Origin of the sequence: Microbispora sp. H10670, assembly GCF_014161385.1 — a bacterium.
GTDB lineage: Bacteria > Actinomycetota > Actinomycetes > Streptosporangiales > Streptosporangiaceae > Microbispora > Microbispora triticiradicis.
Genome location: NZ_JABBWW010000012.1, coordinates 136,093 through 154,938, shown reverse-complemented (window position 1 = coordinate 154,938; position 18,846 = coordinate 136,093). Strand labels below are relative to the sequence as shown.

The 18,846-nt window shown below is 73.6% G+C and carries 18 protein-coding genes and 1 pseudogene; 15 read left to right on the top strand and 4 right to left on the bottom strand.

Annotated elements, in window-relative coordinates; translation table 11 throughout:
* Positions 1 to 60 precede the first annotated feature (60 nt).
* Both HHX33_RS18960 and thiI read left to right on the top strand, forming a co-directional pair.
* Positions 61 to 711 carry a response regulator gene (locus HHX33_RS18960; RefSeq protein ID WP_117408380.1) on the top strand — a complete coding sequence of 217 codons (651 nt, stop codon included), beginning with the start codon at positions 61 to 63 and terminating at the stop codon, positions 709 to 711.
* A 146-nt stretch (positions 712 to 857) separates the two neighbouring features.
* The gene (thiI, locus tag HHX33_RS18955; protein ID WP_138462839.1) at positions 858 to 2,054 is read left to right on the top strand and encodes a tRNA uracil 4-sulfurtransferase ThiI; all 1,197 of its coding nucleotides are present in this window, start codon (positions 858 to 860) and stop codon (positions 2,052 to 2,054) included.
* A 45-nt stretch (positions 2,055 to 2,099) separates the two neighbouring features.
* On the opposite strand, the gene aroF is transcribed toward thiI, so the two are convergent.
* Positions 2,100 to 3,170: a 3-deoxy-7-phosphoheptulonate synthase gene (gene aroF / locus HHX33_RS18950; RefSeq protein WP_182875763.1), complete on the bottom strand. Its 1,071-nt coding sequence runs from the start codon at positions 3,168 to 3,170 to the stop codon at positions 2,100 to 2,102.
* A 343-nt stretch (positions 3,171 to 3,513) separates the two neighbouring features.
* Here aroF and HHX33_RS18945 point away from each other — a divergent pair, with 343 nt between their 5' ends.
* A complete protein-coding gene (locus tag HHX33_RS18945; RefSeq protein ID WP_182875809.1) occupies positions 3,514 to 4,134 on the top strand; it encodes a sulfite oxidase-like oxidoreductase in 621 nt (206 codons plus the stop codon).
* 27 nt (positions 4,135 to 4,161) lie between these two features.
* Complete coding sequence (locus HHX33_RS18940; protein WP_310741439.1) at positions 4,162 to 5,433, top strand: sensor histidine kinase; 1,272 nt, start codon at positions 4,162 to 4,164, stop codon at positions 5,431 to 5,433.
* Between the two features lie 16 nt (positions 5,434 to 5,449).
* On the opposite strand, the gene HHX33_RS18935 is transcribed toward HHX33_RS18940, so the two are convergent.
* Positions 5,450 to 6,859, bottom strand: coding sequence for a sensor histidine kinase (locus HHX33_RS18935; protein WP_182875762.1), 1,410 nt, complete (start codon positions 6,857 to 6,859; stop codon positions 5,450 to 5,452).
* Between the two features lie 222 nt (positions 6,860 to 7,081).
* Between HHX33_RS18935 and HHX33_RS18930 the strand changes: the two genes are divergently transcribed.
* Positions 7,082 to 7,810, top strand: a complete 729-nt coding sequence (locus HHX33_RS18930) for a LytR/AlgR family response regulator transcription factor (protein WP_182875761.1) — start codon at positions 7,082 to 7,084, stop codon at positions 7,808 to 7,810.
* Between the two features lie 508 nt (positions 7,811 to 8,318).
* Here HHX33_RS18930 and HHX33_RS18925 read toward each other — a convergent pair.
* Positions 8,319 to 9,158 (bottom strand): deoxyribonuclease IV, encoded by an 840-nt coding sequence (locus tag HHX33_RS18925; protein WP_182875760.1) that lies wholly within the window; start codon positions 9,156 to 9,158, stop codon positions 8,319 to 8,321.
* A 147-nt stretch (positions 9,159 to 9,305) separates the two neighbouring features.
* Between HHX33_RS18925 and uraD the strand changes: the two genes are divergently transcribed.
* The 10 genes and pseudogenes from uraD to HHX33_RS36215 form a co-directional block, all read left to right on the top strand.
* Positions 9,306 to 9,779 (top strand): 2-oxo-4-hydroxy-4-carboxy-5-ureidoimidazoline decarboxylase, encoded by a 474-nt coding sequence (gene uraD, locus HHX33_RS18920; RefSeq protein ID WP_182875759.1) that lies wholly within the window; start codon positions 9,306 to 9,308, stop codon positions 9,777 to 9,779.
* Positions 9,776 to 10,123, top strand: a complete 348-nt coding sequence (gene uraH, locus HHX33_RS18915) for a hydroxyisourate hydrolase (RefSeq protein ID WP_182875758.1) — start codon at positions 9,776 to 9,778, stop codon at positions 10,121 to 10,123. Before uraD ends, uraH begins: the two co-directional genes overlap by 4 nt.
* Before the next feature lie 2 nt (positions 10,124 to 10,125).
* Positions 10,126 to 11,010, top strand: coding sequence for a factor-independent urate hydroxylase (gene pucL / locus HHX33_RS18910; protein ID WP_182875757.1), 885 nt, complete (start codon positions 10,126 to 10,128; stop codon positions 11,008 to 11,010).
* A 3-nt stretch (positions 11,011 to 11,013) separates the two neighbouring features.
* Positions 11,014 to 11,910, top strand: coding sequence for an FAD binding domain-containing protein (locus HHX33_RS18905; RefSeq protein ID WP_182875756.1), 897 nt, complete (start codon positions 11,014 to 11,016; stop codon positions 11,908 to 11,910).
* Positions 11,907 to 12,476 (top strand): (2Fe-2S)-binding protein, encoded by a 570-nt coding sequence (locus tag HHX33_RS18900; RefSeq protein WP_182875755.1) that lies wholly within the window; start codon positions 11,907 to 11,909, stop codon positions 12,474 to 12,476. Before HHX33_RS18905 ends, HHX33_RS18900 begins: the two co-directional genes overlap by 4 nt.
* A gap of 67 nt (positions 12,477 to 12,543) precedes the next feature.
* Positions 12,544 to 13,911, top strand: coding sequence for an 8-oxoguanine deaminase (locus HHX33_RS18895; RefSeq protein ID WP_220501948.1), 1,368 nt, complete (start codon positions 12,544 to 12,546; stop codon positions 13,909 to 13,911).
* 64 nt (positions 13,912 to 13,975) lie between these two features.
* The gene (locus HHX33_RS18890; RefSeq protein WP_182875754.1) at positions 13,976 to 15,136 is read left to right on the top strand and encodes a glycerate kinase; all 1,161 of its coding nucleotides are present in this window, start codon (positions 13,976 to 13,978) and stop codon (positions 15,134 to 15,136) included.
* 49 nt (positions 15,137 to 15,185) lie between these two features.
* Positions 15,186 to 16,544, top strand: a complete 1,359-nt coding sequence (gene allB / locus HHX33_RS18885; protein ID WP_310737893.1) for an allantoinase AllB — start codon at positions 15,186 to 15,188, stop codon at positions 16,542 to 16,544.
* Positions 16,541 to 17,530, top strand: a complete 990-nt coding sequence (gene alc, locus HHX33_RS18880; RefSeq protein WP_182875753.1) for an allantoicase — start codon at positions 16,541 to 16,543, stop codon at positions 17,528 to 17,530. Before allB ends, alc begins: the two co-directional genes overlap by 4 nt.
* 355 nt (positions 17,531 to 17,885) lie before the next feature.
* Positions 17,886 to 18,041: pseudogene (locus HHX33_RS36215) on the top strand (IS607 family transposase); the annotation flags it as partial.
* Between the two features lie 215 nt (positions 18,042 to 18,256).
* Here HHX33_RS36215 and HHX33_RS36210 read toward each other — a convergent pair.
* On the bottom strand, positions 18,257 to 18,751 hold the full coding sequence (locus HHX33_RS36210) for a hypothetical protein (RefSeq protein WP_259402622.1): 495 nt from the start codon (positions 18,749 to 18,751) through the stop codon (positions 18,257 to 18,259).
* Between the last annotated feature and the right edge of the window lie 95 nt (positions 18,752 to 18,846).

Genomic DNA, 18,846 nt, shown 5'->3' with positions numbered 1-18,846 from the left:
GCGGAGGAGGGCGGGAACGTGGCCGGAGGCGAGGGGACCGAGCGGTCCCCGGTGCGGGTCATGGTGGTGGACGATCACCCGATGTGGCGGGAGGCGGTCGCCCGCGACCTGACCGAGGCCGGATACGAGGTGGTCGCGGCGACGGGCGAGGGCCGGCAGGCGCTTCGGGTGGCGGCGGCGGTCCGGCCGGAGGTGGTGGTGCTCGACCTGCGCCTGCCCGACCTGCCGGGGGTGGAGGTGGCCCGCGGGCTGGGCGCGTCCGCGCTCCCTCCGCGCGTGCTCGTCCTGTCGGCCAGCGCGGAGGAGGCCGACGTGCTGGAGGCGGTCAAGGCGGGCGCCTCCGGATATCTCGTGAAGTCGGCCGGGCGGGAGGAGTTCCTCGACGCGGTCCGGCGGACCGCCGAGGGCGACGCGGTTTTCACGCCAGGCCTGGCCGGGCTCGTCCTGGGCGAGTACCGCAGGCTCGCCCACCGGCGGCCCGGCGTCCAGGAGGAGGAGCAGCGGGACGGTCCCCGGCTGACCGAGCGGGAGACCGAGGTGCTGCGCATGGTCGCCAAGGGCCTGTCGTACCGGCAGATCGCCGAGCGTCTGGTGCTGTCGCACCGCACGGTGCAGAACCACGTGCAGAACACGCTGAGCAAGCTCCAGTTGCACAACCGGGTCGAGCTGGTCCGCTACGCCATCGAGAAGGGCCTGGCCGACCTCGATTGAGGGAGTGCGCCGCTCGGCGGCGGCGTTACAGTGGGAAGCCCGCACGTGGGCGACGCGTTGTCCTCTCAGCGAACCAGCGAACCCTTTCCCGGCCGCGCCTCACCCCGGCGCCGTGGCCGTCCCTGCCCGTCCGGAGGTTTCCACCCATGACCATGACCGCCCTGGGAGAGCCCTGTGTGCTGCTCAAGTTAGGCGAGGTGGTCCTGAAAGGCCGGAACCGCGAGATCTTCGAGATGCGCCTGCGGGCCAACATCAAGCACGCGCTCAAGGACCACCGCGTCGACATCCGCCAGCGGCACGGCGTGATCGCCCTGTTCCTGCCCGCCGGCACCGACGTCGAGGTGGCCGAGACGGTGGCGGCCCGCGTGTCCGACGTGCCCGGCATCGTGCTGGTCCACCTCGCGTGGCGGATCCCGAAGGACCCGGACACGATCACCAAGGCCGCCATCGAGCTGATCAGGGACAGCGACGAGGTGGCGCGCTCGGCCCGCTTCGCGGTGCGCTCGCGCCGCCGCGACAAGCGGTTCCCGTTGCGCTCCAACGAGCTCGACCACCTGGTCGGCGGGGCGATCAACGACACCTTCGGCCTGCCGGTGGACCTGAGCCGCCCGGAGCTCACCGTGCACATCGAGGTGGACAAGGACGAGGCGTTCCTGTTCACCGACGGCCGTCCGGGCCAGGGCGGCCTGCCGGTCGGCTCCAGCGGGCGGGGGCTCGTGCTGCTGTCCGGCGGCATCGACTCGCCCGTCGCGGCCTACCGGATGATGCGGCGCGGTCTGCGGGTCGACTTCCTGCACTTCTCCGGCATCCCGTTCACCACCTCCGAGTCGATCTACAAGGCGTACGCGCTGGTGCGCAACCTGGACAGGTTCCAGGGCAAGTCGCGGCTGTGGGTGGTGCCGTTCGGCAAGGCGCAGCAGTCGATCAGGAACTCCGGGCAGGACCGGCTCGCGGTGATCGCCCAGCGGCGGCTGATGCTCAAGACGGCCGAGGAGGTCGCCCACCGCATCCACGCCGAGGCGCTGGTCACCGGCGACAGCCTCGGGCAGGTCTCCTCGCAGACCCTCACCAACATCACCGCGCAGGACCACGCCGTGGACATGCCGATCATGCGTCCGCTGATCGGCCTGGACAAGACCGAGATCATGGCCGAGGCGCGCAGGATCGGCACGCTGCAGATCTCCGAGCTGCCCGACGAGGACTGCTGCACGCTCCTCGCGTCCCGGCAGGCCGAGACCCGCGCGAAGATCGAGGACCTCAAGCTGATCGAGCGGCGCCTGGACGCCGAGGACCTCGCCGCCCAGCTCGCCGACTCCATCCAGCCGTACAAGCTGGAGGTCTGAGACCGGTACGGCCCGCGGTCGCGGGCCGTACCGGACCCGGCGTGGTCAGGCGAGAGCGGGAGCGGCGGCCGCGGCTCCCCCGGTGGGGGTCGCCACGGTGACGGCGGCGGTGCGGCCGACCAGCGGGGGTAAGTCGCGCATGATCGCGGCGAGCCGGTCCAGGTCGCCGTCGACCAGGGCCTGCGGGCCGTCGCAGAGCGCCTGCTCCGGATGCGGGTGCACGTCGATGATCACGCCGTCGGCGCCCACCGCGACGGCCGCGCGGGTCAGCGGCAGGACGAGGTCGCGCCGGCCGCCGGAGTGCGACGGGTCGACGATCACCGGCAGGTGCGACAGCCGCTGGACGACCGGGACCGCCGAGATGTCCAGGGTGTTGCGGGTGGCGGGCTCGTAGGTCCGGATGCCGCGCTCGCACAGCACGATGTCGAGGTTGCCGCGCTGGGCGACGTACTCCGCCGCCATCAGCCACTCCTCGATGGTCGCGGTCATGCCGCGCTTGAGCATGACCGGCTTCCCGGCGGCGCCCACGGCCTGCAGCAGCGCGAAGTTCTGCGCGTTGCGGGTGCCGACCTGGAGCATGTCGGCGTACGACGCCACGAGCGCCACGTCGTGGGCGTCCACGACCTCGGTGACGATCGGCAGCCCGGTCTGCTCGCGTACGTCGGCGAGGATGCGCAGGCCCTTCTCGCCCAGCCCCTGGAAGGCGTACGGCGAGGTGCGCGGCTTGAAGGCCCCGCCGCGCAGCAGCGTCGCGCCCGCCGCCTTGGCCATCAGCGCGGCCTCCAGCGTCTGCTCCGGCGTCTCCACCGCGCACGGGCCCGCGATCAGCGTCACGGTGCCGGGTCCGATGGGGACGCCGCGTACGGTCACCGTGGAGCGATCGGGATGGTTCTCGCGGCTCACCAGCTTGTACGGCGTGGAGACCCGCACCACGTCCGCGACGCCCGGCATGGCGCGCAGGTTGAGCGTGGCGAACTGCTCGACGTCGCCGATGAGGCCGATGATCGTGCGGTTCACGCCGCGGCTCGCGAACGCCTCCCCTCCGGCCGCGGCGACGAGGTCGGTGATCGCCTCGACGTCGTCCTGGGTGGCCTCGGGGGTCATGACGATGACCATGGTGTCTTCCTCGTGCTCTCGATGGTGCGGACGGACGGTGTGGCCGGGTGTCTCCGGTCCGGAAAACGACGAAGGCCCCGGGTCCGTGGGACCCGGGGCCTTCGTTCTCCTTGGCTGTCAGCGCAGCGCTTGGAGGCGATCGGTCCTCACAGGTCCGTCGCCATACCAAAACGACCAAGCGGTACGCATGTGACGCAATATAGCGCACATCTCGACGCTCGCGTCTACCTCTCGCGTCCGTGGCGTGTTCCGTACGGCTCCGCGCGGGCGCGACCGGAGCGCGACCGGAGCCGGGCCGCGCGCCCGGGATCCGGTGCGGGCCGTCTTTCCGGCGGGTGGCAGGATGGCCTGCGTGCCGGAGATACCTGACGAGGAGACGCGACTGCCCCCGGGCCAGTACGTCCCGCGCGGACGGCCCGTCGTCCACTACGGCAGGGTGCCGGCGTTCCGCCCCGAGACGTGGCGTTTCCAGGTGTTCGGCGAGACGGCCACCGGCCGGATCCACGAGTTCTCGTGGGAGGAGTTCTCCTCGCTGCCGACGACGACCATGGTGTCCGACTTCCACTGCGTCACCAAGTTCTCGATCATGGGGAACGAGTGGGGCGGCTTTCCCGCCTCGGCCCTGCTCGCCCGCGTCCCGCCGGGGCCGGGCGTACGGCACGTGATGGTCTGGGCGGAGTACGGCTACAGCGCGAACCTGCGCCTGAGCGACTTCGACCGCCCGACGACGCTGCTCGCAACGCACCTCGACGAGAAGCCGCTCTCGGCCGAGCGCGGCTTCCCCGTCCGGCTCGTCGTGCCGCATCTCTACGCGTGGAAGAGCGTGAAGTGGGTGCGCGCCATCGAGTACCTGACCGAGGACCGGCGTGGTTTCTGGGAGGAGCGCGGCTACCACAACGTGGCCGACCCCTGGAAGGAGCAGCGCTACTCATACCAGGAGGAGCCGGGCGAGGGCCCACCGTGAGGCCGCCGAAGGGCTACGGTGTCCGGCGTGTCGACAGCCGTGTGGGTCACGCTGTGCGCGCTCTGCGGAGTCTGCGGCGGCGTGCTCGGCCGCGCCCTGCCCCACAGGGAGCCGCCGCCCGGAGAGCGTCCGGAGAGGTCGTGCGCCGGGCTGCCGCCGTACGGGACGGCGGGCGCGGCGGGGCGTGACGGGCCGGGTGACGCGGCGGGTGACGCATGGCGCGACGCGCCTGGTCGTGCGCGGGGCGAAGGGCCGGGTGAGGCGGCGTTCCGCGCCCTGCGCGCCGCCGGCCTGGCCGCGCGTTCGCTGCGCGCCGCCGGGCTCACCCGGGCCTCCGCCCGCGGTGCCGTACGGCACCTGCGGACGCTGCTGGGCACCGCCGGGCTGGTCGTCGCGACGCCCGACCGGGTGCTGGCCAGGGGCGGCGCGGACGTTCCGGGGGACGAGGCCGTCCTCGCCGAGGTGCGGGCGGCGGCGGCCGGGGGCAGGCCACGCGTCGTCCCGGCGTCACGGGGAGGCGGCCGGCGCGGGGTGGTCGTCCCCCTGGCCGTGGAGGGCCGGGTGGTCGGGGCCCTGGCGGCGTACGACGCGCGGGTGGGCACCGCGCTCGTGCGCACCGCGACCGAGGTGGGCCGCTGGCTGTCGGGCCAGCTCGAACTCGCCGAACTCGACGCGTCGCGCAGGCGGACGCTGGAGGCCGAGGCACGGGCCCTGCGGGCCCAGATATCTCCTCATTTCATCTACAACTCGCTGACCACGATCGCCTCGTTCGTCCGGACCGATCCGGAGCGCGCCCGCGAACTGCTGCTCGACTTCGCCGACTTCATCCGGTACGCGCTGCGCCGGGCCGCCGACTTCACCACCCTCGCCGACGAGCTGACCTGCGTGGACCGCTACCTGCTGCTGGAGCAGGCGAGGTTCGGCGACCGGCTGCGGTTCACCGTCCAGGTCGCCCCCGAGGTGCTGCGGGTGGACGTGCCGTTCCTGTGCCTGCAGCCCCTGGTCGAGAACGCGATCAAGCACGGCATGCCGGGGGAGGTGCGGGTCGTGATCAGGGACGCCGGTTCGGAGGCGCACATCTGGGTCGAGGACGACGGCGTCGGGATGAATCCGGAGCAGCTGCACGCCGCGCTGCGGGAGCAGCGGACCGGCATCGGGCTGAGCAACGTCGACGTGCGCATGCGGCACATCTACGGCCCCGGTCACGGCCTGGTCGTCGAGACCGCGCCGGGCAAGGGGACCCGCATCGGGCTGCGGATCCCCAAGACCCGTCCCCGTACGAGCCCGGCCCGTCCCTGACCGGCCGCCGCCGTCGTCACACGGCCGTGCTGCCCGAGGCCGCCTCCTGGCCGGGGGAGACGTCGGTGAGGAGCGGCAACCTCAGGACGAACCGCGCGCCGCGCGGGGACTCCTCGATGCGGAGGCTGCCCTCGTGGGCGACCGCGATCGCCCGGCACAGGGCCAGGCCGAGCCCGCTGCCACCCGGGTCGAGGCGCCGCCCCGCGTCGAGGCGGACGAAGGGCTCGAACACCCGCTCCCGGTCCTCCTCGGCGACGCCGGCGCCGTCGTCCAGCACCGTGACCAGCGCCTGGGCGCCGACGGGCGCCGCGGTCACGTCCACCTTGGAGGTCGCGTGCCGCTGCGCGTTCACCAGCAGATTCGTGACGATGCTGGCCAGCTGGACGCGGCTGCCGAGGACCCACAGCCCGGGCTCCGTCCTGGCGTGCACCGGAACCTCTCCGCCGCGCGCCGCCACCTCGGCGCGTACGAGAGCTCCGAGGTCGACCGGCTCGGACACGCAGGGGGTGTTGCGGAGCCGGGCGAAGGCCAGCAGTTCGTCGATGATCTGCTGCAGGCGGTCGGCGACCGGCAGGGCCCCGGCGATCGCCTCGCGCGCGTCGACCTCCGGGTAGAGCAGCGCCTCCTCCAGGCCGGCGCGGAGCCCGGCGAGCGGGGACTTCAGCTCGTGCGAGACCACGGCGGCGAAGTGCCGCTGCTGCGTGACCGCTGACTCGAGCCGGTCGAGCGTCTGGTTCGCCGTGCGGGCGAGCCGGGCGATCTCGTCCCGGCCGGGCGGCTGCGGCACCCGCAGGGACAGGTCGTGGGCGGTGATCTCCGACATCCGCTGCCCGATCGCCGTGATCGGCCGCAGGATGCGGCCCGCCGCCCGCCAGGTCGTCCACGTCCACAGCGCGGCCAGCACCACCCCGCTGGCGCCGACGAGGAGCTCCAGCCGGTGCCCGCGCAGGGCGGGCGGCTGGTCCGTGCCGGCGTACACGTAGTGCGGCTCGCCCTGCCAGATCTCCGCCGCCTGCAGCGACGGGACCCGCGCGGCGGTGAGCACGACGCACCGGTCGCCGGAACACTCGGTCAGATCCTGGAAGCGGTCGTCGCTGGTGGGCCGGGCCGTGCTCAGCGGGAGCACGCCGGCCACGGGGTTGGCCAGCACCACCCGGCCCTGGGAGTCGATGAGCTGGACGAGGGGGACGCGCGCCGTCGGAGCCGGTGGCGGTATGCGGTCGCGCCGCATCGAGCCGATCCATTCGCTCGCGACGCGGCGCGTCTCATTGAAGATCTCGGTCTCGACCCGGTGACGGATCAGCAAGCAGAGACCGGCCGCGATCATGCCGGCGAGGAGGACGGACAGCCCGGCCACCGTCAGCGTCACCCGTGCCCGGATGGAGCCGGAACGGGGAAGAGGCAGGGACCTCCGCCTGATGCGCATCGACCTCCCTCGCTCCGCCTGATTTCCTCGCCATCGTAGGCAACCGCATGGGGCGTAAAGGCTGATAACGGGGCAAATGGGAATAGATGCCCCCTAAAGTATTCCGGGGCTTGACCTGGGCTTTCCGGGCGGGCGGCGGTGATACCCCAGCGTGTCGGGGTCGTCACCTACCGTGCGGCCACCCCTTGCGCGGAGAGGCGGGCACACGGCACGGTGGACGCCATGCTGCGTGTGCTCGCGGTGGACGACGAGGTCCCCGCCCTGTCCGAGCTCGCCTTCCTGTTGCGCCAGGACACCCGGGTGGAGCACGTGAGCACGGCCACCGACAGCGGGGCCGCGCTCCGCGACATGGTCCAGATGATCGCCGACGGCGAGCGTCTCGACGGGGTGTTCCTGGACGTGCGCATGCCGGGGCTCGACGGCCTCGACCTGGCCCGCCTCATCGGCGGGTTCCCCACGCCGCCGAAGCTGGTCTTCGTCAGCGCCCACGACTGCGCCGTGCAGGCGTTCGAGCTGGAGGCGGTCGACTACCTGCTCAAGCCCGTGCGCCCCGAACGCCTGGCGGAGGCCGTACGCCGGCTGCTGACCGCCGTGGCGCCCCCCGGCGCGGACGAGGACCTGGAGACGATCCCGGTCGAGCTGGCGGGCCGCACGAAGTTCGTCGCCCGGCAGGACGTGTGCTACGCCGAGGCGCACGGCGACTACGTCCGCCTGCACACCGCCGGGGCCGTCTACCTCGTACGGATGTCCCTCGCGGCGCTGGAGCGGCGCTGGGCGGGGTCGGGGTTCGTCAGGGTCCACCGCAGCACGCTCGTCAACGTCAGGCACGTCAGCGAGTTGCGCTTCGACGCCGGGCGGGTGGTCCTTCAGGTGGGCGGGGAGACGCTGCCGGTGAGCCGGAGGCTGACCCGGCAGGTGCGGGAGCAGCTCGTCCGGCAGTTCCGCCCCTGATCTGCCCGGCCCTGATCTGCCCTGCCCGGCCCTGATCTGCCCTGCCCGGCCCTGATCTGCCCTGCCCGGCCCGGATCGGTCCCTGACCCGTGTTCGCCCCCGGCGCCCCGGGAGCGGGCCAGGGAACGGCTCGTCCCACGGCATGCGGGATCGCCCGAGGCCCGGGCCGCCGCGACGGGCCCGGGGCGACCGTTTGTCGCTCACCGGGCTCCGCTCGTCGTGTGAGGACGGGCCGCATGGCGCTGGCTAGGGACCGCTCGTCCGAAGGGCCATCCGGCGGCCCGACTACACCTCGTAGTCTTTCGCTCGTCGCAAGACACGCGGGGTAATCACAAAGTGAGTCGATTCTCACCAGGTGGTTATCAAGCGGGGCCCTACTCGGGGGGGAAGGGCCCCGCCCGCGCGTTACCGGGGGACGCGGCGATCCGGCCATACGGGGGCGCCGGATCGCCGCGAACGCCTCCGACCGGCCACGACGCGCGATGCCGGCAGTCGCGATCCTCGTGAGTCAGGCGCTCCGGAGCTTCTTCAGCAGATCGATGTCCTCGCGGTGCTTGTCCCCCTTGCCGGGGGTCTCGATGCAGAGCGGCACACCGGCGGCCGCCGGATGCCGCATGAGATCGCCGAAGGCCTGCGCGCCGATGTGCCCGGCCCCGATGTTCTCGTGCCGGTCCCTCTTGGACCCGCACGGGTCCTTGGAGTCGTTGGCGTGGATGAGCCTGAGCCGCCCCGGGGCGACCTCGTGCAGCGCGTCCATCATCTCCTTCACCCCGCCCGGCGCCGACAGGTCGTGCCCCGCCGCGAAGGCGTGGCAGGTGTCCAGGCACACGCCCGCCTTCGGATGATGGTCGAGCGCCTCCAGATAGGGCCCGAGGTCCTGGACCGTGGCGCACAGCATCCGGCCCTGCCCCGCCATCGGTTCGAGCAGCAGGTCGGGGCCGTCGTCGGGCAGTTCGTCCAGCACCGGCAGCAGGTGCTCGTGGATCTGGCGCATCGCGGTCTCGCGCGACTGGCTGACGGCGGAGCCGGTGTGCACGACCACCCCCCGCGCGCCGGTCTCGGCGCCCCGGCGCAGCGTGTGGCGGATCACCGCGAGCGAGTTCTCCAGGGTCGCCGGCGTCGGCGACCCGCAGTTCACGAGATAGGCGGCGTGCAGGAAGACCGGCACGCCCGACTCGCGCAGCCTGGCGTCCTCGGCGGGGTCGCCCGCGCTGAGCGCCCAGCCGCGCGGATTGGTGACGAAGACCTGGATCATCTCCGCGCCGATCTCGGACGCGTACTTCAGCCCGCCCTTGGCCAGGCCGCCCGCGACGAAGACGTGACCGCCGATGAGATTGCTGGGAGTCATGATGACCTCCAGGTTAGTCGCGCACCTCGTGGCCTCTCACGTGCCACCCCTTTGTCACAACGTACAAAGCGGCCCCCCGAGCAGGGCACGCGGTTCGGACCTCACGCCGCTGGACCCCGCCGCGGGCCCGGCGGTTGACTGACGGGCATGCGCGAACTCAGCCGGGAGGACCTGCGGTCCTGCTGCGCCTCCGCCAGATGGGTGGAGGAGGTGGCCGCGCGCGGGCCGTACCGGGATCTCGACGGGCTGCGCCGCGCGAGCGGGCCGGCGCTCGCCGCGCTGGCCTGGGACGACGTGCTGGAGGCGCTGGCGGCGCACCCCCGCATCGGCGAGCGGCCCGGCGGCGCCGGACGCGAGGCCGCGTGGTCGCGGTCCGAGCAGTCCGGAGCCGCGGACGCCGGCCGGGGCGTCCTCGACGCGCTCCGCGAGGGCAACGCCGCCTACGAGAGCCGGTTCGGCCACGTCTACCTGGTCTGCGCGACCGGCCGGGACGCCGACGAGCTGCTGGCGCTGCTGCGCGGGCGGCTCGGCAACGACGAGGAGACCGAGCGCGGGGTCGTCAGGGACGAGCTGTCGAAGATCGTCGCATTGCGGCTGGCCAAGCTCTGGGAGGGCCGGTGAGCCTCTCGACGCACGTGCTCGACACCGCCACCGGGACGCCCGCCAAGGACGTGCCCGTACGGCTGTCGCGGCGCGCCGCGCACGGCTTCGTGCCGGTCGCGGAGGGCCGCACCGACGCCGACGGCCGCATCCGGGAATGGAGCCCGCTGGGCCGGGAGTGGGACCCGGCGCTCGACCCGCGTCCCGGGACCTACCGGCTCGTCTTCGACACGGCCGCCTATCTGGGGGACGACGCGTTCTTCCCGGAGGTGAGCGTGGTGTTCGCCGTCCGGGAGCCCGGCGGGCACTACCACGTGCCGCTGCTGCTGAGCCCCTTCGCCTACTCGACCTACCGGGGGAGCTAGCCGTGGCCGTTCTGGGACCCAACAGGTATGGCAAGGCCGAGACGAGGGTCGTACGGGTGACCCGGCACGGCGACGCCCACCGGATCAAGGACCTCACGGTGAGCACGGCGTTGTCGGGCGACCTGGCCGAGGTGCACCTGAGCGGGGACAACTCCGCCGTCCTGCCCACCGACTCGCAGAAGAACACCGTCTTCGCGTTCGCCAAGAGGCACGGCGTCGGGGCGATCGAGGACTTCGCGCTGCTGCTGGCGCGTCACTTCGTGGACTCCCAGCCCGCGATCCACCACGCCAGGGTCGCGGTCGAGGAGCACGTCTGGGAGCGCAACGGCGCGTTCGGGCACTCCTTCGTCCGCTCCGGGCGGGAGGTGCGCACCTGCGTGGCGCATCACGACGGGACCGGGTCGTGGGTGGTCTCCGGGCTGCGCGACCTCGTCGTGCTCAACACGACCGACTCCGAGTTCCGGGGGTTCGCGAAGGACGAGTACACGACGCTGCCGGAGACCCGCGACCGTGTGCTGGCCACCGCCGTCGACGTGTCGTGGCGGCACGCGGACGTCTCGCGGGACGCCTCCCCGGACGTCTCGCCGGACTGGGACAAGTCCTACGAGAAGGCCCGGGCGGTCCTGCTCACGGCCTTCGCCGACACCTACAGCCTGTCGCTGCAGCAGACGTTGTACGCCATGGGCACGCGCGTGCTGGCCGAGTGCCCGGGGATCTGCGAGGTGCGGCTGTCGCTGCCGAACAGGCACCACTTCCTGGTCGACCTCGCGCCCTTCGGGCTGCCCAACGACGGGGAGGTCTTCTTCGCCGCCGACCGGCCGTACGGGCTGATCGAGGGGACCGTGTTGCGCGAGGACGCGCCCGACGCCGGCCCGGCCTGGGAGTAGCCGATGGACTTCCTGCGCCCGCGCACCTGGGCCGAGGCCCTGGACCTGAAGGCCGGACGGCCCGAGGCCACCCCGATCCAGGGCGGCACCGACGTCATGGTGGAGATCAACCTCGACAGGGGCCGCCCCGCCGCCCTGCTCGACCTCACCCCGATCCCCGGACTGCGGGAGTGGTCGCGGGAGGGGGACGTCGTCCGCCTCGGCGCCGGGGTGACCTACGCGCGGCTGATCGGGGAACTGGGGACGCGCCTGCCCGGCCTGGCCCAGGCGTCCCGCACGGTCGGGTCGCCGCAGATCCGCAACCGGGGCACGGTCGCGGGCAACCTCGGCGCGGCCTCACCCGCGGGCGACAGCCACCCGCCGCTGCTGGCCTGCGGCGCGGTCGTGGAGGCCGAGTCGGTGCGCGGCGCCCGGCTGATCCCGATCGGGGAGTTCTACACCGGGGTCAAGCGCAACGCGCTGGCGCCCGACGAACTGATCCGCGCCGTACGCGTCCCGGTGGCGCGGGGGCCGCAGTACTTCTCCAAGATCGGTACCAGGAACGCCATGGTGATCGCGGTGTGCTCGTTCTCGATCGCCCTGCACGCGGCGGAGCGGCGGGTGGGCACCGGCGTCGGCTCGGCCGCCCCGACGCCCCGCCGGGCCGTCGCCGCCGAGGAGTTCGCGGCCGCGCGGCTCGACTGGCAGGGGCGCTCGCCGCTCGATCCCGAGGTGGCCCGCCGCTTCGGGGAACTCGTCGCCGGCGCCGCCGCCCCGATCGACGACGTACGCGGCCGCGCCGCCTACCGCACGCACGCGCTGGCCGTGCTGGCCCGCCGCGCGCTCGGCTGGGCCTGGGCCGACTTCAGGGCCGATTCGGGGGCCGATTCCGGGGCGGACGGCGACAGGGGGAGCGCATGAGGGTGAACCTCACCGTGAACGGCCGCGCGACCGCGGCCGACGACGTGTGGGAGGGCGAGAGCCTGCTCTACGTCCTGCGTGAGCGGCTCGGCCTGCCGGGCGCCAAGAACGCCTGTGAACAGGGGGAGTGCGGCTCCTGCACGGTCTATCTCGACGGCACGCCGGTCTGCGCGTGCCTGGTCGCCGCCGGCCAGGCGGAGGGCCGCGAGGTCGTCACGGTCGAGGGACTGTCCCACGGCGGCGCCCCGTCGTCCGGCGCCGGATCCGCGTACGGCGACGGCCCGGCCCCAGCCGGTGCGTCCGGTGTCTCCCGGACCGCCGACGACTCCGGGGAGGGGCTGCACGAGGTCCAGCGGGCGTTCCTCGACGCCGGGGCGGTGCAGTGCGGCTTCTGCACGCCCGGCCTCGTCGTCCAGGCGCACGCGCTGCTGGCCGAGGCGGACGGCGTGCCGGCGGACGCCGACATCCGGGAGGCGCTGGCCGGCAACCTGTGCCGCTGCACCGGTTACGAGAAGATCCTCGACGCGGTCCGGCTCGCCGCCGCCCGCCTCCGGCCACCGCCGTGAGCGCGGCGCCGGCCGCACGCGGCCCGGCCGCCACCCGCCTCCGTCCCGCCTGACCAGGGAGTCCTCATTGCGTGATCTCGCACCACGGCGAGTGGTCATCGAGAACGCCTACATCGTGCCCGTCACGGCGGAGGAGATCCCCTCCGGCCACCTCGTGGTCGAGGGCGATCGGATCGCCGCGGTCGGCCCGGGACCCGCGCCGTACGCGCCGGGGGAGGCCGAGCGCGTCGACGGCTCCGGCTGCCTGGCCACCCCCGGCCTGGTCAACACCCACCATCACCTCTACCAGTGGGCGGCCCAGGGCGTGACGCCCGACGGCACCCTGTTCGAATGGCTGGTCGCGAGCTACCGGCTGTGGGCGCGGATGGACGCCGAGGTCGTGTCGGGCGCCGCGACGGCCGGGCTGGCCTGGCTCGCCCTGTCGGGCTGCACGACCTCGACCGACCATCACTACATCTTCCCCAAGGGCCGGGGCGACCTGTTCGAGGCGGAGATCGAGGCCGCCCGCGCGGTCGGGCTGCGCTTCCATCCCTGCCGGGGGTCCATGGACCGGGGGACCTCGCATGGCGGGCTGCCGCCGGACGAGGTCGTGGAGGAGATCGACGAGATCCTCGGGGCGACCGAGGAAGCGGTCCGGAAACATCACGACCCGTCCTTCGGGTCGATGCTGCGCGTCGCCGTCGCCCCCTGCTCGCCGTTCTCGGTCAGCGGCGAGCTCATGACCCGCTCGGCGGAGCTCGCCCGCTCTCTCGGCGTACGGCTGCACACGCACGGCGCGGAGACGGCGGACGAGGACGAGCACTGCGTGGAGCAGTTCGGCGTGCTTCCCGTCGAATACCTCGACCGGCTCGGCTGGCTCGGCCCCGACGTGTGGCTGGCCCACTGCGTGCACCTCACCGACAAGGACGTGCGGCGCTTCGCGGAGACCGGCACCGGGGTCGCCCACTGCCCGTCCTCCAACGGCCGTCTCGGCGCCGGCATCGCCAGGATCAGCGACCTGCTCGCGGCGGGCGCCCCGGTCGGGCTCGGCGTGGACGGCGCCGCCTCCAGCGAGATGACCCCGCTGGCCGGGGAGATCCGCATGGCCATGCTCATGCAGCGGGCGAGGTACGGCCCGCGCGCGCTCACCGCCCGTCAGGCCCTGGAGACGGCCACCCTGGGCGGCGCCCGCTGCCTCGGCCGGGAGGCCGAGATCGGCTCGCTGGAGCCCGGCAAGCTCGCCGACGTCGCGCTGTGGCGGCTCGGCGGCTTCCACGCCGCGATCGACGACCCCGTCGTCGCGTTCGCCTACGGCGCCACGCCGCCGCTCGCCCGCCTGCTGGTCGGCGGCCGTACCGTGGTGGACGGCGGCGAGCTGCGCACCGTGCCCGGCGAGGCCGCCGCGCGTGCGGGGGCCGACGCGCACCGCCGCTTGCGCACCGGGGATCATGTCTGAGAAGTTCGCAGACGACTATCGGAAGGCCAGGCATGACAGGGCACACGGCTACGGGGCACACGGCATGACAGGGCACGTCGTCATCGCGCCGGACAAGTTCCGGGGGTCGCTCACCGCACCGGAGGTGGCCGCGCACGTGGCCGCCGGGCTGGGCGGCGTCCCCGTCGTGTCGCTGCCGGTCGCCGACGGAGGGGACGGCACGGTCGACGCGGTCGTGGCGAGCGGGTTCACCCGGGTCGAGACGGAGGTGACCGGGCCGGACGGCACGCCGGTCGCGGCGGCCTACGCCGTGCGGGACGAGCCGGGCGGCCGGGTCGCGGTGATCGAGCTGGCCGAGGCCTCCGGCCTGCGGCGGCTCCCGCGAGGCGGCACCGCGCCCCTCACCGCCACCAGCCGCGGCACCGGTGAGCTGATCGCCCACGCCGTACGGCACGGTGCGGCCCGGGTCGTGCTCGGGCTCGGCGGCAGCGCCTGCACCGACGGCGGCGCGGGCATGGCCCAGGCCCTCGGCGTACGGCTGCTCGACGCCGGGGGGAACGAGCTCCCGCCGGGCGGGGCGGCGCTGCGCGGCCTGCACGCGATCGACGCCTCCGATCGGCTGCGCGGGTTCGAGGTCGTGGTCGCGAGCGACGTGGACAACCCGCTGCTCGGCCCGTACGGCGCGGCGGCGGTGTACGGCCCGCAGAAGGGCGCGAGCCCGCAGGACGTGGCCGTGCTGGAGGCCGGGCTGGCCCGGCTGGCGGCCGTCGCCGCGCACACCCACGGCCTGGCCGGCGCCGCCGAGCACGACGGCGTCGTGCGCGCGATGGGCGTAGCCGGGCGGGAGGGGGCGGGCGCGGCCGGCGGGGTGGGCTTCGGCGCGCTGGTCTTCCTCGGCGCCGAGATCCGGCCGGGCATCGGCTACCTGCTCGACCTGGTGGACTTCGACCGGCACGTGGCGGGCGCCCGGCTGGTGATCACGGGTGAGGGCGCGATCGACGAGCAGACCCTGCGCGGCAAGGCGCCCGTGGGCGTCGCCGCGGCGGCGGCCGGCCACGGCGTGCCGGTCGTGGCCGTCTGCGGCCGCCGCGCGGTGGGCGACGACGAACTGAGGAAGGCGGGAATCGAGGCGGCGTACGCGCTGACCGACATCGAGCCCGACGTGGGCAGGTGCGTGGCCGAGGCCGGGCCGCTGCTCGAACGGCTGGCCCGGCGGATCGCGGCCGAGCACCTCACCAGGCGGTAGGCACCGGCGCGGGACCACGACGGGAGGCGCCGGGATCGCGAGAGGAGCGGTGAGTTCTTTGCACGATCACTCGGGGGAAGAGGAAGCCTCACCCGGCGGCCGGCAGTGCGACCTGGTGGTGCGGTCGCGGCGGGTCGTGACCCCGGAGGGGGAGCGGGCGCTCGCCGTCGCCGTGCGCGGGGGCCTGATCGAGGCACTGTCCCCCTACGACGACCCGCCCGGCGCCGCCGAGCTGGTCGACCTCGGCGACCTGCCGCTGCTGCCCGGGCTGGTCGACTCCCACGTGCACGTCAACGAGCCCGGCCGCACCCACTGGGAGGGCTTCGCGACCGCCACCGCGGCCGCGGCGGCCGGGGGCGTCACCACCATCGTGGACATGCCGCTGAACTCGCTGCCACCGACCCTGGACGTCGCCTCGCTGGAGGTCAAGCGGAAGGCCGCCGAGGGGCGGTGCCACGTGGACGTCGGCTTCTGGGGCGGCGCGGTCCCGGGGAACCTCCCCGACCTGCGCCCCCTGCACGAGGCCGGCGTCATGGGCGTCAAGTGCTTCCTGTCCCCGTCCGGGGTCGAGGAGTTCCCCGAGCTCGACCACGACGGGCTGCGGGCCGCGCTCGCGGAGGTGGCGGGCTTCGGCGGCCTGCTGATCGCGCACGCCGAGGACCCGGCGCTGCTGTCCGAGCCGGGCGGCCCGGCGTATGACGACTTCCTCAGGTCGCGCCCGCAGGAGGCCGAGCGGCGGGCGGTGGAGCGGGTGATCGCGCTGGCCGCCGAGACGGGAGCCCGGGCGCACATCGTGCACGTGTCGGCCGCCGCCTGCCTCCGGCCGCTGCGCGAGGCGCGGGCGGCCGGGGTGCGCGTCAGCGCCGAGACCTGCCCGCACTACCTGACCCTGACGGCCGAGCAGGTCACCGGCCCGGCGTACAAGTGCTGCCCGCCGATCCGGGAGGCGGCCAACCGCGACGCGTTGTGGGAGGCGCTCGCCGAGGGGGTGCTCATGGGGATCGTCTCCGACCACTCCCCGTCGACGCCCGACCTCAAGGTGCCCGACTTCGCCAAGGCCTGGGGCGGGATCTCCTCGCTCCAGGTCGGCCTGCCCGCCGTGTGGACCGCCGCCCGCGCCAGAGGGTACGGCTTGACCGACGTCGTCCGCTGGATGGCCGAGGGCCCCGCCCGCCTCGCGGGCCTGCCGTACAAGGGGGCGATCAGGCCGGGCAACGACGCCGACCTGGTGGCCTTCGACCCCGACGCCGAGTTCACGGTCGACGTGGCGGCGCTGCACCACCGCAACCCCGTCTCGCCCTATGACGGGCGGCGGCTGTCCGGCGTCGTCCGCACCACCTGGCTGCGTGGCAGGCCCGCCGACCTCGCCACCCCGGCCGGACGCCTGCTGACCAGAGGAGCGCGGTGAACGCCTTCACCCGCCTGCCCGACCTCGCCCTCCGCACGTACGGCGGGTCGGTCGTGGCGGCCAACGACGAGTCGTTCGCCGAGCGGGAGGCCCTCATCAGGCCCGGACCGGCCGAGTTCCGGCCGCACACCTTCGGCGCCAAGGGCCAGGTCTACGACGGCTGGGAGACGCGCCGGCGGCGCGAGGCGGGCCACGACTGGGCGATCGTCCGCCTCGGCATGCCGGGGGTCGTCCGGGGCGTCGTCGTCGACACCGCGTGGTTCCGCGGCAACTACCCGCCGTACGCCTCGGTGGAGGCGTGCGCGGCCGGGGGCCACCCGGCGCCGGAGGAGCTGGACGGCTGGGTGGAGATCGTGCCGAAGAGCCCGCTCGGCGGCGACGCGACCCACGAGTTCGCGGTCACCGATCCCCGGCGGTTCACGCACGTCCGGCTGAACATCTTCCCCGACGGCGGGGTCGCGCGGCTGCGGGTGCACGGCCGGGTCGTGCCCGACCCCGCGTTCCTGCACGGGCTGACCGTCGACCTCGCCGCGCTGGAGAACGGCGGGTTCGTCACGGCGTGCTCCGACGAGTTCTACTCCTCGCCGAACAACGTCCTCGCGCCCGGCCTCGCCCGCAACCAGGCCGAGGGCTGGGAGACCGCCCGGCGGCGCGACGGCGGCAACGACTGGCTCGTGGTCGCCCTGGCCGGGCCCGGCCGGATCGCCGTCGCCGAGATCGACACCGCAAACCTGAAGTTCAACGCCCCCGGCTGGGCCTCCCTGACGGGCATCGACGCCGGCCGGGTGCCCCAGCCGGACGACGGCCAGGCACCCTCACCGGACGACGACGCCTGGTTCCCGCTGCTGCCGAAGACCCGGCTCCAGCCGGACACCCGCCACCGCTTCCGCCTCGACGACGACCGTCGCGTCACCCACGTCCGCCTCGACATCTTCCCCGACGGCGGCCTCGCCCGCCTCCGCCTCCCCGGCACCCTCATCGCCTGAGCACCTGAACCGGTGGAGTCGCTGCGTACCGAGCATGGCGCGAAGTAGGGTGGCAAGGCGATTTCGGAGGGTAGCGGAACGAGTACGGTTCGTTCTGCTACGCTGGGACCATTACTCCCCGCCGTCCTCCGGGACTGGCGGGGCTTTTTCATGTGGGAGACGACCTCGTGGCGGAACGTGTCGCGGTTTTCCTGGACTTCCAGAACGTCCCTCTGAGCGGGCACGGTCTCTTCGAGAGTTACGGTCTCCCGCTGTACAGATGCGTGCCCGATCCCGCCGGGGTCGCCGATCTGATCGGTCAGCGGAGGTCGCGCGCGAGTGAGGTGACGGCGGTGCGGGTCTACCAGGACGACCCCGGAGCATCGTCGTCATCGACGACGCCGAACGCGACGATGACCTCGTGCGGGACATGACCGAGGTGCTCGCCTCGTTCTGCGCCCGCGTATACGGCCGCCGTTCGGCCGCCCGCAGGGCCCGCGCCGCCTTACGAGCTGCGGGAGACGCGGCGTGACCGACCGCCAGGGCCACCGCGTGGAACTCGCGCCGACACACGCAGCGGCAACGTCTCGGACAACACGCCGGGCTGTCGCGGGTGGTCGAGAACTTCTGCCTCGAGCGGGTCAAGGCCGCGCTCGCCCAGCGGGAAGCGGAGAAGACCTACGGCATCGCCGACAAGGACCTGACCGCGGTGCCGTGGTCGGCCCCGGCGCTGGAGCGGGCATGGCGTCAGGCGCACCCCGAAAGGTTCGGCTGGTTCACCGCCGATGGCCTGTCCTCCAGAGTGCCGAAGGAGGCATGCCGGGTCCGCGCGGCCGGATTCAGGAACTTCTTCGACTCCCGGGCCGGGAAACGCAAGGGGAAAAAGTTGGCTTCCCCACCTGGCGGAAGCGTAGGCACGGCTCGAGGTTCCGCTACGACGCCGACCGCGCCCGCCCGGTCAGTGCTCGAGTGGTGGCACTGCCTGGGGTCGGCAAGGTCCGCACGCTCGAGGACATGGCGTGGCTGACCGGCCGCATCGCGGACGGCCGCGCGCGCGTCATCGGCGCGACCGTGAAGGAGACGGCCGGCCGCTGGTGGGTGTCCTTCCAGCTCGAGATCGACCGGTCCGACATCAATGAACACCGCCTGGTGGCGAGCGACGCGGCCGCCTGCGGGATCGACGTCGGGGTGAAGACGTTCGCCACGATCGTGGACGACGACGGCACCGTCACCGAGATCCACGCGCCCAAGCCGCTCAAAGACGCCCTGCGCAAGCTGCGCAAGGCGAATAAGGCGCTGGCGTGTCAGGGCGATCTCCGACCTCGGGTTCGGCGAGT

Bases quoted from the DNA above. Each gene is read 5' to 3' on its own strand.
- HHX33_RS18960 (WP_117408380.1), top strand. From the start codon at position 61: ATGGTGGTGGACGATCACCCGATGTGGCGGGAGGCGGTCGCCCGCGAC.
- thiI (WP_138462839.1), top strand. From the start codon at position 858: ATGACCATGACCGCCCTGGGAGAGCCCTGTGTGCTGCTCAAGTTAGGC.
- aroF (WP_182875763.1), bottom strand. From the start codon at position 3,170: ATGGTCATCGTCATGACCCCCGAGGCCACCCAGGACGACGTCGAGGCG.
- HHX33_RS18945 (WP_182875809.1), top strand. From the start codon at position 3,514: ATGGCCTGCGTGCCGGAGATACCTGACGAGGAGACGCGACTGCCCCCG.
- HHX33_RS18935 (WP_182875762.1), bottom strand. From the start codon at position 6,859: ATGCGCATCAGGCGGAGGTCCCTGCCTCTTCCCCGTTCCGGCTCCATC.
- HHX33_RS18930 (WP_182875761.1), top strand. From the start codon at position 7,082: ATGCTGCGTGTGCTCGCGGTGGACGACGAGGTCCCCGCCCTGTCCGAG.
- HHX33_RS18925 (WP_182875760.1), bottom strand. From the start codon at position 9,158: ATGACTCCCAGCAATCTCATCGGCGGTCACGTCTTCGTCGCGGGCGGC.
- uraD (WP_182875759.1), top strand. From the start codon at position 9,306: ATGCGCGAACTCAGCCGGGAGGACCTGCGGTCCTGCTGCGCCTCCGCC.
- HHX33_RS18905 (WP_182875756.1), top strand. From the start codon at position 11,014: ATGGACTTCCTGCGCCCGCGCACCTGGGCCGAGGCCCTGGACCTGAAG.
- HHX33_RS18900 (WP_182875755.1), top strand. From the start codon at position 11,907: ATGAGGGTGAACCTCACCGTGAACGGCCGCGCGACCGCGGCCGACGAC.
- HHX33_RS18890 (WP_182875754.1), top strand. From the start codon at position 13,976: ATGACAGGGCACGTCGTCATCGCGCCGGACAAGTTCCGGGGGTCGCTC.